Origin of the sequence: Pseudomonas paraeruginosa PA7, assembly GCF_000017205.1 — a bacterium.
GTDB classification, from domain to species: domain Bacteria; phylum Pseudomonadota; class Gammaproteobacteria; order Pseudomonadales; family Pseudomonadaceae; genus Pseudomonas; species Pseudomonas paraeruginosa.
The window spans coordinates 2,558,381-2,573,572 of sequence record NC_009656.1 but is presented as its reverse complement, the minus strand read 5'-3'; the positions used below and the strand labels follow the sequence as shown (position 1 = coordinate 2,573,572).

At 67.9% G+C, this 15,192-nt stretch carries 14 protein-coding genes; 1 reads left to right on the top strand and 13 read right to left on the bottom strand.

Annotated elements, in window-relative coordinates:
• Nucleotides 1-43: 43 nt before the first annotated feature.
• The 8 genes from PSPA7_RS12230 to PSPA7_RS12195 all read right to left on the bottom strand — a co-directional run bounded on the left by PSPA7_RS12230 (nucleotide 44) and on the right by PSPA7_RS12195 (nucleotide 9,731).
• Nucleotides 44-1,402 carry a sigma-54-dependent transcriptional regulator gene (locus tag PSPA7_RS12230; protein ID WP_012075434.1) on the bottom strand — a complete coding sequence of 453 codons (1,359 nt, stop codon included), beginning with the start codon at nucleotides 1,400-1,402 and terminating at the stop codon, nucleotides 44-46.
• Between the two features lie 28 nt (nucleotides 1,403-1,430).
• The gene (locus PSPA7_RS12225; RefSeq protein WP_041025334.1) at nucleotides 1,431-2,564 is read right to left on the bottom strand and encodes an OprO/OprP family phosphate-selective porin; all 1,134 of its coding nucleotides are present in this window, start codon (nucleotides 2,562-2,564) and stop codon (nucleotides 1,431-1,433) included.
• A gap of 32 nt (nucleotides 2,565-2,596) precedes the next feature.
• Nucleotides 2,597-3,553 (bottom strand): esterase-like activity of phytase family protein, encoded by a 957-nt coding sequence (locus PSPA7_RS12220; RefSeq protein WP_012075432.1) that lies wholly within the window; start codon nucleotides 3,551-3,553, stop codon nucleotides 2,597-2,599.
• A gap of 55 nt (nucleotides 3,554-3,608) precedes the next feature.
• Nucleotides 3,609-4,457: a polyphosphate polymerase domain-containing protein gene (locus PSPA7_RS12215; protein ID WP_012075431.1), complete on the bottom strand. Its 849-nt coding sequence runs from the start codon at nucleotides 4,455-4,457 to the stop codon at nucleotides 3,609-3,611.
• An 11-nt stretch (nucleotides 4,458-4,468) separates the two neighbouring features.
• Complete coding sequence (locus PSPA7_RS12210) at nucleotides 4,469-5,053, bottom strand: DUF4956 domain-containing protein (RefSeq protein WP_003154306.1); 585 nt, start codon at nucleotides 5,051-5,053, stop codon at nucleotides 4,469-4,471.
• A 337-nt stretch (nucleotides 5,054-5,390) separates the two neighbouring features.
• Complete coding sequence (locus PSPA7_RS12205) at nucleotides 5,391-6,449, bottom strand: AI-2E family transporter (RefSeq protein ID WP_012075430.1); 1,059 nt, start codon at nucleotides 6,447-6,449, stop codon at nucleotides 5,391-5,393.
• Nucleotides 6,450-6,606: 157 nt separating this feature from the next.
• Nucleotides 6,607-8,292, bottom strand: a complete 1,686-nt coding sequence (ctpM, locus tag PSPA7_RS12200) for a methyl-accepting chemotaxis protein CtpM (protein WP_012075429.1) — start codon at nucleotides 8,290-8,292, stop codon at nucleotides 6,607-6,609.
• 113 nt (nucleotides 8,293-8,405) lie between these two features.
• Nucleotides 8,406-9,731 carry a Na+/H+ antiporter family protein gene (locus PSPA7_RS12195; RefSeq protein WP_012075428.1) on the bottom strand — a complete coding sequence of 442 codons (1,326 nt, stop codon included), beginning with the start codon at nucleotides 9,729-9,731 and terminating at the stop codon, nucleotides 8,406-8,408.
• A 258-nt stretch (nucleotides 9,732-9,989) separates the two neighbouring features.
• Between PSPA7_RS12195 and tlpQ the strand changes: the two genes are divergently transcribed.
• Nucleotides 9,990-12,134: a methyl-accepting chemotaxis protein TlpQ gene (gene tlpQ, locus PSPA7_RS33115; protein WP_012075427.1), complete on the top strand. Its 2,145-nt coding sequence runs from the start codon at nucleotides 9,990-9,992 to the stop codon at nucleotides 12,132-12,134.
• A gap of 4 nt (nucleotides 12,135-12,138) precedes the next feature.
• Here tlpQ and PSPA7_RS12185 read toward each other — a convergent pair whose 3' ends face one another.
• The 5 genes from PSPA7_RS12185 to PSPA7_RS12165 form a co-directional block, all read right to left on the bottom strand.
• Nucleotides 12,139-12,447, bottom strand: coding sequence for a hypothetical protein (locus PSPA7_RS12185; protein ID WP_012075426.1), 309 nt, complete (start codon nucleotides 12,445-12,447; stop codon nucleotides 12,139-12,141).
• Nucleotides 12,448-12,538: 91 nt separating this feature from the next.
• Nucleotides 12,539-13,873: a two-component system sensor histidine kinase CarS gene (carS, locus tag PSPA7_RS12180; protein ID WP_012075425.1), complete on the bottom strand. Its 1,335-nt coding sequence runs from the start codon at nucleotides 13,871-13,873 to the stop codon at nucleotides 12,539-12,541.
• Nucleotides 13,870-14,541, bottom strand: coding sequence for a two-component system response regulator CarR (carR, locus tag PSPA7_RS12175; protein ID WP_012075424.1), 672 nt, complete (start codon nucleotides 14,539-14,541; stop codon nucleotides 13,870-13,872). The genes carS and carR overlap by 4 nt, the downstream gene beginning before the upstream one ends.
• The gene (locus tag PSPA7_RS12170; RefSeq protein ID WP_033996695.1) at nucleotides 14,541-14,855 is read right to left on the bottom strand and encodes a PepSY domain-containing protein; all 315 of its coding nucleotides are present in this window, start codon (nucleotides 14,853-14,855) and stop codon (nucleotides 14,541-14,543) included. Before PSPA7_RS12170 ends, carR begins: the two co-directional genes overlap by 1 nt.
• Nucleotides 14,855-15,163 (bottom strand): PepSY domain-containing protein, encoded by a 309-nt coding sequence (locus tag PSPA7_RS12165; RefSeq protein WP_003090497.1) that lies wholly within the window; start codon nucleotides 15,161-15,163, stop codon nucleotides 14,855-14,857. The genes PSPA7_RS12170 and PSPA7_RS12165 overlap by 1 nt, the downstream gene beginning before the upstream one ends.
• Nucleotides 15,164-15,192: the final 29 nt, after the last annotated feature.

The following is a 15,192-nucleotide window of genomic DNA, read 5'->3' as shown; positions in this document are numbered from 1 at the left end:
CCGTGAATTCCGCATGCCGGCGCCCAGGCGCCGGCATGCGGGCTCAGCCGGGTTCGTTCTGCGCTGCGACGATCCCGTGCATCTTGATCTTCTGGTAGAGCGTGCTGCGCGGAATGCCGAGGCGCAGCGAGGCCTGCTCGACCTTGCCGCCCACTTCGCGCAGCACCCGCTTGATGTGCTGCCGCTCGACCTGTTGCAGCGTCAGGCTGGTATCGCTGGCCGGCGCATCCTGGAGGGCGACCGGCTCGAAGCGCAGGTCGCGGCGGCTGATGGTATCGCCAGCGCACAGCAACGCCGCGCGTTCGAGCACATTGCGCAGCTCGCGGATATTGCCCGGCCAGGCGTAGCCACGCAGCGCCTGTTCGGCGTCCTCGCTGAGCCGCGCGCTGCGGCCGGCATCGCCGGCCAGGCGCTCGAGCAGCATCCGCGCGAGCATGGGGATATCCTCCTGGCGCTCGCGCAGCGCGGGCATGGTCAGCGGGATGCTGCTGATCCGGAAGTACAGGTCGCTGCGGAAGGTCCGTGCCTTGACCTTGTCGGCGAGGTCCTGGTGGGTGGCGGCGATCAGCCGGATGTCGACTTCACGCTCGCGTACCGCGCCCAGGCGGCGAAAGCGCTTTTCCTCCAGCACCTTGAGCAGCTTGGGCTGCACGCGCGGATCGACATCACCGATCTCGTCGAGGAAGACCGTGCCGCCATCGGCGATCTCGAGGATGCCCTGCTTGCTGGCGCTCGCTCCGGTGAAGGCGCCCTTCTCGTGGCCGAACAGCTCGGTTTCCAGGAAGTCCGGCGACAGGCCCGCGCAATTCAGGTCGACGAAAGGCTCGTCGGCGCGCGGACCGTGCCGATGCAGCCACTTGGCCAACAGGCTCTTGCCGGTGCCGGTCTCTCCGAGGATGAGGATCGGGCTGTCGCTGCCCATCAGCTTCTCGACCTGCTCGGCCAGCTTGCGGATGGCGGGACTCTCGCCGAACAGCGGGTCGATCCGCTCGCGCTTCTCGCGGGTCGCGGCGACCCGCTGCTGGCGCTGCAGCCGGCGGTTGTCCAGCAGGCGCGTGAGGATGGCGTGCAGCGCCGGCATCTCGATCGGCTTGGTGAGGAACTGCTCCGCGCCCTCCTTGATCGCCTGCACGGCGAGGTCGATCGAGCCGTAGGCTGTCAGAACGATCACCGGCACCTCCGGCTCGACTCGCCGGAAGTCGCGCAACAGGTCCAGCGCGCTGCCGTCATGCAGGCGATAGTCGATGACCGCGACATCCGGCGGCGACGCCTGGAACAGCTCGCGGGCCCGCTGGCAGCTGTCGGCATCGACCACGCCGTAGCCTCGCGACTCGAGGAACTCGCGCATGCCGAAACGGATGCTGTCCTCGTCGTCGACGATCAGTATTCGGGTTCTCGCCAAGATTGGTCTCCACGAGGGCCAGCGCCCCCTAAAACGCCAGCTGCGTGCGCAGCGCGAGGATCTCCGGGTCGTCCCTCCTGCCCCGGCGCTCACTGCGCACGTCGATGTAGTCGAGCATGATACGCAGGTGCTTGGTGGCGTAGTAGTTGACGCCCAGCGCCAGGTTGCTCTCCTCGCCCCCCCGCAGCCTGCCATCGTCGAGGTCGAGATGGCTGTAGCGCGCGACCAGCTCCCAGGCGCCACCCGGCCGCTGCAGCGGAACGCCCCTGAACCGACCGTTCCTGTACTGGCGAGACTCACCGGTGAGCAACCAGCTGCCCATCACGTACCAGCCCCGCAGGTGCGCATCGGGGCTGCCGTGGCTGCGCTCCAGCGCGGCGCGCATCCATTCCGCCTGCAGCGAGAGCGGGCCGGAGCGCCAGGCGGCCTCGAGCCCGCCGCGCTCGATACGCTCGACATCGCGCAGCGTGCCGGTGTTCAGCAGCTTCACGTCCGCGACCCTGGATTCCGGCCGCGCATTGAACTTGACGTCGCCCTTCGGGCGCTCGACCACCGCGGCGAGGCCCAGGTGCAGCAGGGTTCCGCCCGCGCCACCGTCGACCGGGGTGAAGGTCGCCCGCGCCGCGGCACCGCGGCCCTGGTCGCCGCCATCGATGGAGGAGCCGAAGCCCATGGCCGACAGGGTGTAGCGCTCGCGGTTCCTGCCGAGCCCCGCGCCAAGCCGCCGCGCCGGAGCGAAGGCGGCGGTCGGCAATGCCCGTTCGATGAAGCCGATGTTGTTCGAGCTGGTCAGTTCCTCCAGCCCGAACGGCACCTTGAACTGGCCGATGTCTATATCGGCAGGCTTCCAACCCTCGTAGCGAAGCGCGACGTCGTCGAAGCCATCCTTGAACCTGCCCACCTTGGTGGAACCGTCATCGGTGACCTGATAGGGATCGGCAAAATCGTAGGAAAGCTCGAACGACCAGTCGTCAACGAGCCTGCCGTCGACACCCAGCTTCGCACGGCGCACGAGGAAGCCATTGTCCAGCGGCTTGACGTCGGCCCGGTGCGCCGCGTAGTCGAGATGCAGGCGGCCGCCGAGCTTGATCTCGAACGCGCCCGCGTCCGTCACCGCCGCCAGGCATGCCATGGGCAAAGCGAGCAACAGGGTCTTCTTCATGCCGCGCTCCGCCGGAATCCGTGGTTGGCTGCTCATGGCCGGGCCACCAGCACGAAGAGCGTGTCCCGGTTGACCAGGCCGGCGTTGTCGCTGACCAGCAGGATGTGGCGGGAGTCGAGCAGGGTCATGCCCTCGAAGTTGTCCGGCCCGACGGGAAGGATGGCCAGGACCTCGGCGGCGCACAGGCCGTCCACGCCACAGGCGGCGAGATCGATGCGGCGCACGCTGGCCGACAGCGCGTCCTTCGAGCCCGCCTTGTTGCGCTCGAGGACGATCAGGCTGCCATCCGGCAGCACGTCGATCGCCTTGAGCCGGCTGCCGGGCGACTGCCGCGCGAAGGACCAGTGCCGCCCCCTGGCGTACACCACATGGCGCTCGTCCGGCTGTCCCAGCAGCGGCGACTCGGGGGCGGTCAGGAGGCCGTGCGCGGGATGCATCGCCACCGCCTCCAGGCCGCGGCCCTTCTTGCGATAGAGGTTCAGGTCGGCGGCTGGCGACGGTACTTCCAACTCGCCCAGCAGACGGCCATCAACGCTGAAGCGGGCGAGCCTGGACGGTTTGCCTTCCAGCGCGACGACGAGTTCGCCAGCCGCCCGGCCGTTCGCCGCATCGAGCAGCGCCAGGCCTTCCGCATTGAATTCCCCGGCGTTGCCGCCAGCGCCTTGCGCATCCAGCAGGGCGCTGGCGGCGATCGGCTCGAGCTCGGCGAGCGTGTCACCGTCGAGGCGCAGGCGGAAGTGGAACAGGTGGCCGGTGTCGGATACGGCGTACAGGCGTTTCTTCTCCGCGTCCCAGGCCAGGCCGGAAAGCTCGCTCAGGAGGACGCCGTCCACCCTCGCGGTGGAGGGGAAGGCGAAGCGCGTCGGATCGGAGCGCACGCTGGATGGCGCCGGTGCGGATGATGTCCTGGCGACATCGGCGTCCCGGTCGCAGGCCGTCAATAGCGCGAGACTGGCCAGGATGGCGGTCGGCAGTAGTTTGCGATGCATGGGTTTTCCTTGCGTGGGTGGACAGCCTGGCAGGAGGCAGGATGCGGTTCGTGGCTCACGCCGGCCACGCGGCGCGGACGGGAAGCGCGTCGAGCTTGCGCAGCGCGGGCAGCAGCTTGTTGTACTTGCCGACCCTCCCCAGCGCGGCCAGGCTGACGCAGTACTTGGACGCGCCATTGGTGGGATGCTGGTGCAGGGCGCGGAGGATCTTGTCGGCGATGCCGTTGGCGTTGCCCGACTTGGTCTCGACGATGACCAGGTCGTCGTCTATCCGGCAGGTGCCGGAGGCATCCATGAACACCAGGCCACGGTCGATGGTCATGCGCTCGCCGCCCTCCCTGGCGACCAGCGTCGTCCTGCGGTAGCGCATCCACACGACGGGCTCCAGCACCTGCTCGAACGCGCGACCGTAGAGTTCGCGGTAGGCCGCGCGGATCTGCGCCTCGCTGCCTTCGTCCAGCCTCCCGTATTGCTCCAGCGGGCAGGCCACGCGGCGTTTCTCGGTCTGCCCGCGCTTGCCCTTGAGCTTGATCTCGGCGAAGCACAGGCGGGCGTCGACGTAGCGACGCATGCGAATCTTGCAGCGCTGGCGGCGGCCACGGTGGTGGTCGAAGTAGCTGGTGTGGGCGGGATCGTCGAAATAGCAGGTGTCGTAGGTGAAGTCGCGCGTCCCGTCGATCTCGAGCATGTCGAAGCGTTCGGCCAGTTCCGTCCAGGCCGGCGCCAGGCATTCCTCGCGAACCACGTACTTGTTGTCGCGGCGCACCAGCATCGAGGCGGTGGCATTGAGCCGTTCGAGGCCGATGGCGCGGAACAGCTGGTCCGGACGGGCCGGGCAAGCCTCGTCGGCTCGTGACACCGCGCGGCGCGGGGCGAAGGCGAGCGGCTCGGTATGCAGGTTCATGGCGGTCGTCCTCAACGTTTGCGGTAGAAGACCCGCATGCTGGCCGTGTCATTGAGGTAATCGATGGAGCGGACCTCGTAGGACACCACTTCCACGCCGAGCCGCTCGGCGATGTCGGCGTTCATCGCCGCGGGGTCGGAGAGCGCATGCACGTTGATCTGGTCGAAGGTGATCTTGATGTTCTCCACCGAGCGCAGGATCCGTGGATGGTCGAATACGTAGGCGCCCAGCAGCACCAGCAGCACCGTCGCCGCGATCAGCGGCAGCGTGGTGCCCTGCACCGAGCAGATGACCGCGATGGCGACGCTGCCGAAGAAATAGGTGATCTCGATCTTGCTGATCGGCTCGGAGCGCAGGGTGAACAGCGCGAGGATGGCGAACAGGCCGAAGCCGGCGGCGACGCTGAACTCGACGCTGGAGAGGATGGTCAGCACGGCGAACACGAAGATGTTGAACAGCGCCGCGGCGGTGACCAGTTCCTTGTCCTGGTGGCGCCGGTAATACATGCCGAAGATCAACACGAGTGCCGCGACGATGTCGATACAGAAGCGGGCCAGTAGTTCGAACAGGGGGGTGTGAAGGAAAGCTGATAGCAAGGTTCTACTCCGATATGGGCGAAATGCCGTGTTTCGGAGCCAGATAGCAGGCCGCGTGCCAAACCAGGCAAGCGCCCTCACGCCTTCATTAAAAGTCTTTTATTATCAATAAGATAAAAATTAAACCCGAGGTCTTCGGCACGCCTCGCAGCGCTCGTTGCGGCCATCCGAGAGGGAGGGATTCCAGGATCCGGACCGGATTCTGGATTTCATAAAACCGGGCGCTTCCTCCGTGCCGACAGCGCCTGCGCAACGTCCTCCGGCGGGGAGCGCACCACGAAAAAAGCCGTGGCTGGAGCCACGGCTTCTTCTGCTTCGGCGCGCGGCGCGCCCGCGATCAGGCCAGCGGTTCCTCCTCGCGCCCGGTGAACAGGTCCCAACTGGCCATGAACAGCGCGGCGATCAGCGGACCGATGACGAAACCGTTGAGGCCGAACAGGGCCATGCCGCCGAGGGTGGAGATCAGCACCACGTAGTCCGGCATCTTGGTGTCCTTGCCGACCAGGATCGGACGCAGGATGTTGTCCACCAGGCCGATCACCACCACGCAGAACAGGATCAGCACCACGCCCTGCCAGATCGCCCCGGTGAGCAGGAAGTAGGCCGCCACCGGCGCCCAGATCAGCGCCGCGCCGATCGCCGGCAGCAGCGACAGGAAGGCCATCAGGGTGCCCCAGAGCAATGCGCCCTCGATGCCCAGCAGCCAGAAGATCAGGCCGCCGAGGGCGCCCTGGGTGGCGGCCACGGCGATGTTGCCCTTCACCGTGGCGCGGATCACCGTGGTGAACTTGGCGAACAGATGGTGCTTGTGTTCCTGGCTCAGCGGCACCGCCTGCTTGATCCGCCGGCCGAGCACACGACCGTCGCGCAGGAGGAAGAACAGCAGGTAGAGCATGATGCCGAAGCTGATGACGAAGTCGAAGGTGTTCTGGCCGATGCTGAACGCCTTGGTCGCCACCACCTGGCTGGCCTGCATGGCCACCGAGGAAAGCTTCTCCTGAAGGCTGGCGAGGTTGGTCAGGTCGAAGCGCTCCAGCCACTGGTGCACCGAGGGCGGCAAGGCGGCCACCGCCTGCTGCAGGTAGGCGGCGAAGTTCAGCTCGCCGGACTTGACCCGCTGGTAGACGCTCGCGCCTTCCTGCACCAGCGAGCCGGCGATGAAGATCACCGGGATGATCACGATCAGTACGCAGATCGACAGGGTGATCAGCGCCGCGAGGTTCTTCCGGTCCTTCAGGCGCACCTGCAGGCGGCGCTGCACCGGGGCGAAGATGATCGCCAGGATGGTGCCCCAGAACACCGCGCCGTAGAACGGCAGCAACAGCCAGCCGAAGGCGAGCGTGACCACCGCCAGCAACAGGAGAAAGGTCCGGGATTCCAGTTTCGTGTCGAGCATGTCCAATCCGTCTGGCAGTGGGAAGCAAAGCATTAGTCAGCCGGCGGGCACGGATCGTTCACGCGCGCCGGTCGGCTTCGCCGAATAATGACAGGAAGGCTCTGTGGCGCACCACTGCCGGCTGGCTCTTTTGCCGGCAGCGGTCACGCGGGAAGGCTCAGATGCGGAACTGCCCGACCAGCCGGCCCAGGCCCTGGCCCAGCTGCGCCAGGTTGCGGGCGGTCTGCGCGCCCTGCTGGGCCTCGTCGGCGACGCTGTCCACGGCGCCGGCGATCTGGTGCACGCTGCGGTTGATCTCCTCGGCCACCGCGGTCTGTTCCTCGGCGGCGCTGGCGATCTGCGCGTTCATCGCGTTGATGGTGGCGATCAGCTGGGCGATGGCGTCCAGCGAGTCGCCGGCCTGGTTGGCCTGGCTGCTGGTGCCCTCGCCGGCCTCGCCCGAGCGGCGCATGGCGTCGACCGCGGCGTTGGTGCCCTGCTGCAGGCGATCGATCATGCCCTGGATCTCCTGGGTGCTCTGCTGGGTGCGGCTGGCCAGCGCGCGCACCTCGTCGGCGACCACCGCGAAACCGCGCCCGGCCTCGCCGGCGCGGGCCGCCTCGATGGCCGCGTTGAGCGCCAGCAGGTTGGTCTGCTCGGCGATGGAGCGGATCACCCCGAGCACACTGACGATGGACTGCACGTCCTGCTGCAGGCTGTCCAGCGAAGTGCCGCTGTCGCGGATCTCGCCAACCAGCGCATGGATGCGCTCGATGCTGCCGTCCACCACGCGCTTCGCCGCCTGGCCTTCGTGGTCGGTCTGCTGCGCGGCCTCGGCGGCGCGCTGGGCGCTCTGCGCCACTTCATGGGCGGCGGCGGACATCTCGTTGATCGCGGTGGCGACCTGGTCGGTCTCGTGGCGCTGGCGCTCCATGGCCTGCTCGGAGCGCTCGGCCTGGGCCGACATCTGCTCGACCAGTTGCTTGAGGTCGCCGGTCATCCCGGCGATCTGCCGCACCAGGCCGTGGATCTTCTCGACGAAGCGGTTGAAGGATCCGGCCAGTTCGCCCAGCTCGTCGTGGCTGGTCACCGGCAGGCGACGGGTCAGGTCGCCCTCGCCGGCGGCGATGTCGTCGAGGTTCTGGCGGATCTGGTGCAGCGGCCGCAGCATCGCGTTGGCCAGCGCCAGGCCGACCACCAGCAACACCACCAGGAGCACGCCGGCGATGCCGACGATGCTGGCGATCAGGGTGCCGATGCGCTCGTCGATGGCCTGCTTGATCTCCCCCAGCTGCGCCTCGACGCCGTCGAGGTTGATCGCCGAGCCGATCACCATGTCCCACTTCGGCAGGTACAGGGTGTACGACAGCTTCGGCACCATCACGCTCTCGTTGCCCGGCAGCGGCGAGGTGTAGGTCACGTAGTGGCTGCCGTTGCGACCCGCCTCCACCAGCTCGCGGTTGAGGTACACGCCGCTGGGGTCGCGGCGGTCGCGGAAGCTCTTGCCGACATCGACCGGGCTGTCGCCGCGAAACAGGCGCACCACCTGGGAGTCGTAGCCGAAGATGTAGCCGTCCTTGCCGTACCTGATCTTCGACAGGCGGGCGATGGCCTCGGCGCGGGCGTCAAGGTCGCCATTGGCCGAACGGTCGTACTCGGCCTGGATGCTGCCCATGGCGATCTGCACGTAGTGTTCGAGTTCGGCGCGGCGGTCGCCGAGCAGGCGCTCGCGGGTTTCCTTTATTTCGGCATCGGCCTGGTTGTGCAGGATCAGCACCGCGCCGCCGCTGAGCACCAGGGCGAAGAGCAGCACCGGCACCATGGCCAGCAGGAGGACTTTGGATTTCAGGGTCAGACGCATCATCAACTCCTAGCATGACGCCCAATAAAAAACGGGATTCCCGATTCATCGGCAATCCCGTCGGAAGCTTAAGCGGCCGGCCCGACATTCCGTCAGGCGACCGCCTGGAACGGAACTCAGAGCAGCATCGCGGCGGCCCAGCCGAACACCAGCAAGGGCAGGTTGTAGTGCAGGAAGGTCGGCACCACGGTGTCCCAGATGTGGTTGTGCTGGCCGTCGACGTTGAGCCCGGAGGTCGGCCCGAGGGTGGAGTCCGAGGCCGGCGAGCCGGCGTCGCCCAGGGCGCCGGCGGTACCGACGATGCTGACGATGGCCAGCGGGCTGAAGCCCAGCTGCACGGCCAGCGGGACGAAGATCGCGGCGATGATCGGCACGGTGGAGAACGACGAGCCGATGCCCATGGTCACCAGCAGGCCGACCAGCAGCATCAGCATGGCGCCGACCGCCTTGCTGTTGCCGATCCAGGCCACCGAGGCGTCGACCAGGCTCTGCACCTCGCCGGTGGCCTTCATCACCTCGGCGAAACCGGCCGCGGCGATCATGATGAAGCCGATGGTGGCCATCATCTTCATGCCTTCGGTGAACAGGTCGTCGGCCTCCTTCCAGCGCACCACGCCGGACAGCGAGAAGACCACGAAACCGACCAGCGCGCCGATGATCATCGAGTCCAGCCACAGCTGCACGACGAACGCGGCGACGATGGAGACCCCGGCCACCGCCAGGCTCTTCGGGTTGTAGGCGACATCGACGCGTTCGGCCCGCTCGATCTTCTGCAGGTCGTAGGCGCGCTTGCGCCGGTAGCTGAACAGCACCGCGACGAGCAGTCCGGCGAGCATGCCCAGGGCCGGGATGAACATGGCGTGGGTGACGTCGATCCCGCTGATGTCGACGCCATTGCGCGCCACGTTGGCCAGCAGGATTTCATTGAGGAAGATGTTGCCGAACCCTACCGGCAGGAACATGTACGGGGTGATCAGGCCGAAGGTGATGACGCAGGCGATCAGCCGGCGATCGATCTGCAGCTTGCTCAAGACATAGAGCAGCGGCGGCACCAGCAGCGGGATGAAGGCGATGTGGATCGGCAGGATGTTCTGCGAGGACACCGCCACGCAGAGCAGCAGGACCACCAGGATCCACTTGAACGCGCCGGTGCCCTTGCCCTGTGCGTCGTGCCGGCCGAGCAGCGCCAGGACCCTGTCGGCCAGCGCATGGGCCACGCCGGAGCGGGCGATGGCCACGGCGAAGGCGCCGAGCATGGCGTACGACAGGGCCACCGTGGCGCCCCCGCCGAGGCCGCCGTTGAAGGCCTTCAGGGTGCCCTCCAGGCCGAGGCCGCCGAACAGCCCGCCGACCACCGCGCCGATGATCAGCGCCAGCACGACATGCACACGGCAAAGGCTGAGGACGAGCATCAGCCCTACCGCCAGCACCACTGCGTTCATCGTTGAACTCCTTGCGAATGAAACGAAGCCGGCCGTTTGCGGCCGAAAAAAGGGGCGTACTCTGCTACAGCCGCCCGCCCCTGTCAAAGCCGCGCATAGGCGAATGTCGCCTGGCTGTGATCCGTTGTGCACGCTTCTTGCCTGCCATTCGCCGAACGACGGCATTCCGGCGCCAGTCAACAGGCCACTGTCAAGAATGGAAGCGCCCTGCCGATATCTCCTGGGCCCCCGCAGTTTCTTCGTACAAGGACCCCTCCCATGCTCCTTCGCCGCCTGTCCATCCAATGGAAGATCACCCTGCTGGCAGGGCTCTGCCTGCTCGGCGTGGTCGCCTTGCTGGTCGGCCTTTCGGTCTACCGCATGCAGCACAGCTCCGTGCTGGTGAAAAGCGCCAGCACGCAGATGCTCGACGAATCGGCGCGCCTGCGCCTGGCAGCCCGCGGGGAATTGCAGGCGCTGCGCATCCAGCGCTACTTCATGGACGCCTTCCAGTACGGCAAGGGCTTCTCGCGGCAGATCCTGTTCCTCCGCGACCAGGCGCAGAAGCGTTTCCTCGACGCCTACGACCTGCGCGAGGACCTGACCCGCCAGGTGCGCACCGCACTGGCCGCCAATCCCGAGGTGCTCGGCCTGTACGTGGTGTTCGAGCCCAACGCACTGGACGGCAAGGACGAACTGTTCGTCGACCAGCCCGCCCTCGGCAGCAACGACAAGGGTCGCTTCTCGCTGTACTGGGCGCAGGCCACGCCGGGACAGCTGGAATCCGAGTCGATGGTCGAGTCCGAACTCGCCGACACCAGCACCGGGCCCAGCGGCGCCCCCTACAACGCCTGGTACACCTGCCCGAAGGAAAGCGGGCAGCCCTGCGTGCTCGATCCCTATTTCGACAAGGTGGGCGAGCGCCAACTGCTGATGACCAGCATCGCCTTCCCCCTCGAACTGGATGGCAAGGTGATCGGCGTGATGGGCCTGGACATCAACCTGAGCAGCCTGCAGGCGCTCAGCGAACAGGGCAATCGCGAACTCTACGACGGCGTTGGCCGGGTCGGCATCCTCAGTCCCGCCGGGCTGTTCGCCGGCAACAGCCACGATGCCGGCCTGCTCGGGCAGAACCTGGCCAAGGCCGATCCGCAGCACGCCGGCGAGCTGCTGCAACTGCTGGCCGCCGGCAAGAGCCAGCTGTTCAACGAGAGCGACGACCTCAAGGTGCTGCAACCGTTGCAGCCGATTCCCGGCGCCAAACCCTGGGGCGTTCTCCTCGAAGTACCCAAGAGCGCCCTGCTCGGCCCGGCACTGGCGCTGGAGCGACAGCTGGACGACATGCGCCGCGAAGGCACCTGGGTCGAACTGGGCCTCGGCCTCGGCGCGGCGGTGCTCGGCCTGCTGGTCCTGTGGCTGACCGCCCGTGGCGTGACCCGGCCGATCCTCGGCGTCGCCCACATGCTGCGCGACATCGCCAGCGGCGAAGGCGACCTGACCCAACGCCTGCCGCACACCGGCCGCGACGAGCTGGGCGAGCTGGCCGGCTGGTTCAACCGCTTCCTCGACAAGCTGCAACCGATCATCCGTGACGTGAAGGTCTCGGTGCGCGACGCGCGCAGCACCGCCGACCAGTCGGCGGCGATCTCCAGCCAGACCAGCGCCGGCATGCAGCAGCAGTTCCGCGAGATCGACCAGGTCGCCACCGCCTCCCACGAAATGACCGCCACCGCCCAGGACGTCGCCCGTAGTGCCGCCCAGGCCGCCGACGCCGCGCGCGGCGCCGACCAGGCGACCCGCGACGGGCTGGCGCTGATCGACCGTACCACCCAGGGCATCGACAGCCTGGCCGCCAACCTGACCGGCGCCATGGGCCAGGTCGAGCAGCTGGCCAGCAGCAGCGAGGAAATCGGCTCGGTGCTGGAAGTGATCCGCGCCATCGCCGAGCAGACCAACCTGCTGGCGCTCAACGCGGCCATCGAGGCGGCCCGCGCCGGCGACGCCGGGCGCGGCTTCGCGGTGGTCGCCGACGAGGTGCGCAACCTGGCCCGGCGCACCCAGGACTCGGTGGAACAGATCCGCGGGGTCATCGAAGGCCTGCAGCAAGGCACCCGCGACGTGGTCGACGCCATGCACGGCAGCCATCGCCAGGCCCAGGGCAGTGTCGAGCAAGTGGAAGAAGCGGTGGCCGCGCTACAGCGGATCGGCGAGGCGGTGACGGTGATCAACGACATGAACCTGCAGATCGCCAGCGCCGCCGAGGAACAGAGCTCGGTGGCCGAGGAGATCAACCGCAACGTCGCGGCGATCCGCGACGTCACCGAGTCGCTGTCGAGCCAGGCCGAGGAATCGGCCCAGGTCAGTCAATCGCTGAACCGCCTGGCCAACCACCAGCAGGGCCTGATGGAGCAGTTCAAGGCCTGACCGCTCACGGCCTGAACAGCGCCGGGGGGCCGTAGGTGCCCCAGAACGCCAGGCGCGCCAGCGAACGCAGGCCGTTGCGCAGGCGTGCCGGGGGCCCCGCCTCGGTGACGTCGGCCGCTGGCGCCTCGGCCTGCCGCGCGGCGCCACGCTCGCCGCGCAGCGCGCCTTCCAGGGCCTGCTCGTAGCGCGCCTGCGCGGGCCCCGCCGGGGCGCGCCGCTGGTCCCGCGGCCCGCCAGACTCGCCCAGCAGGAACACCAGCACCGGCAGCATCAGCGCCCAGCGCCAGCGCCCCCTACCCATACACCCTTTCATCGCCCAGCACCTCCTTGCAGGAAGCCCGGGATGCTAGTGAAGCCGCTGTGGGGAAATCTTGCCGGGACTGTCGGCAAATGGTGAAGAACTGTTAAGCCCGCGCACGCGAGCCCTTCTGCAACGGCAACTCGACGCTCACCCGCAGACCGCCCAGCGGGCTGTCCTCGAGGCCCAGGCGGCCGCCGCAGGCCTCGGCGATATCGCGGGCGATGCCCAGGCCGAGGCCATGGCCGCTGACCTGCTCGTCGAGCCGGGTGCCGCGCTCCAGCACCGCCTGGCGCTGATCCGGAAGAATGCCGGGGCCGTCGTCGTCGACCCGCAAGCGGGCGATCCCATCGCCCTGCTCGATGGCCAGGCGCACCTCGCTGTCGGCCCATTTGCAGGCGTTGTCCAGCAGGTTGCCGAGCATCTCCAGCAGATCCTCGCGGTCCCACGGCAGGCGCAACCCCGGCGGCGCGCTCCAGGCCACCCGCAGGTGCGGGCCGTGGATCAGGCGCAGGGTGTCGCACAGCGACGGCAACTCCTCGGCGCAATCGAAGTGAGCGCCGGGCAGCGCTTCGCCGACCAGGCGCGCCTTGCCCAACTCGCGCCCCAGGCGCTGCTGGATCTGCTCCAATTGTTCGCGCAGGACCTGCCGCAACTCCGGCTGGCGCGCCATCTCCTCGCGCTCGGCGAGGCTGACCAGCACCGCCAGCGGCGTCTTCAGGGCATGGCCGAGGTTGCCCAGGGCGTTGCGCGAGCGCTTCAGGGTGTCCTCGGTGTGGCTCAGCAGGTGGTTGATCTGCTCCACCAGCGGCTCCAGCTCCTCGGGCACCTGGCTGTCCAGCTGGCTGCGCTGGCCCTGCTGCAGCTGGGCGATCTGCAGGCGCACCTGCTCCAGCGGACGCAGCGAACGACGCACGGTCAGGCGCTGCAACAGCAATACCAGCAGCAGCGCCACCGCGCCGGCGCCCAAGCCCAGCCACTGCACGCGGGCGAAGCTTTGCAGGATCGGCGTGTAGTCCTGCGCCACGACGATCCGCAGTTTCTGCCCCATGCGCTTGTAGTGGCCGCGGAACACCAGCAGTCGCTGCGACTCGGGCCCATCGACCAGGCCCTTCACCAGCCCTTTCTTGTGCGGCACCTCCAGCTCGCTGTCCCACAGGGAGCGTGAGCGCCAGGTGTCCTTTTCCAGTTCGATGATGAAATAGCGCCCGGAATACGGGCGCTGGAACGCCGGGTTGAGGCGTCGTTCGTCCAGTTGCATGCCGTTCGGTCCGCGCACCATGGCCACCAGCAGGTTCTCCGCCTCTTCGCGCAGGTTGCCGGCGAAGTAACGCCGCAGGCCCTGGTCGAACAGCCACAGGCCGGTCTGCGCGAGGGCCAGGCCGACCACCAGCAGCACCGCGAACAGGCCGACGCTCAGGCGCCGCTGGATCGACCTCATCCGCCGGCCACCCCGGCGTAGCGGTAGCCCTGCCCACGGCGGGTCTCGATCACCTCGCGACCGAGCTTGCGCCGCAGGTGGTTGACGTGGACCTCGATGACGTTGGAATCGCGTTCGGTCTCGCCATCGTACAGATGCTCGGCCAGGTGTCCCTTGGACAGGACCTGGCCGGGGTGCAGCATGAAATAGCGCAGCAGGCGGAATTCGGCGGCGGTCAGGTCGACGTCGGCACCGTTCAGGCACACGCACTGGCGCTGCTCGTCGAGGCTGAGCCCGGCGGCCTCCAGCTGGCTCTGGTTGGCCAGGCCGTGGGCGCGGCGCAACAGGGCCTGGATGCGCAGGGCCAGTTCTTCCGGATGGAACGGCTTGGTCAGGTAGTCGTCGGCGCCGGCCTTGAGCCCGTCGATGCGCTCGGCCCAGGAACCGCGCGCGGTGAGGATCAGCACCGGGGTGGCGAGGCCCAGGCCGCGCCATTCCCGGAGGATCTCCAGGCCGGGGCGGCCAGGCAGGCCGAGGTCGAGGATGATCAGGTCGTAGGGTTCGCTGGCGCCCTGCAGCGCCGCGTCGCGGCCGTCGGCCAGCCAGTCCACCGCGTAACCCTGGCGGCCCAGGCTGGCCAGCAGTTCGTCGGCCAGCGGAACGTGATCCTCAACCAGCAGCAACCGCATCAGTCGTCTTCCTCGTCCTTCAGGATGCGACCGTTGCGGGCATCCAGTTCCAGTTCACGGACGACGCCGTCGCGGGTGAGCAGCTCCACCTCGTAGACGTAGACGTCGTCTTCCTCTTCCAGCTCGACCTCCAGCAGGCGCGCCCCGGGGTAGCGCCCCAGGGCTTCCTGCATGAGCGATTCGAGCGGCTGTATCACACCGTCCTGGCGCAGGCGCAGGACCTCGTCCTGGTCCAGGTCGCGCGCCATCGCCTCGAGGCTGACGACCGCCAGGACCAGTGCGACGATCCCGGCGTAGCGCATGAGCCACTTCATCAGTCGTCCTGGTGGTCCTTGAGCACGGCGCCGGTGGCGGCATCCAGCTCCAGGTCCCACTTCACGCCCTGCGGATCGCGCAGCTCGACCTGGTAGATGTAGCGGCCGTATTCCTCTTCCAGCTCGGTGTCGTGCACGCTCGAGCCCGGGTGCTTGGCGATGGCGTTCTTGTTCAGCTCTTCGAAGGACTTGATGGTCCCCGCGTCACGCAGCTTCAGCGCCTCGTCCGGGCCGAGGTCGCGGGCCTGGGCCAGGCCGGCAGTCAGGGCGATGGCGGTGGCGGCGAACAGGGCAGTCAGTTTCTTCATGGGAATCTCTCCGTGGGATAGGTGTTGCT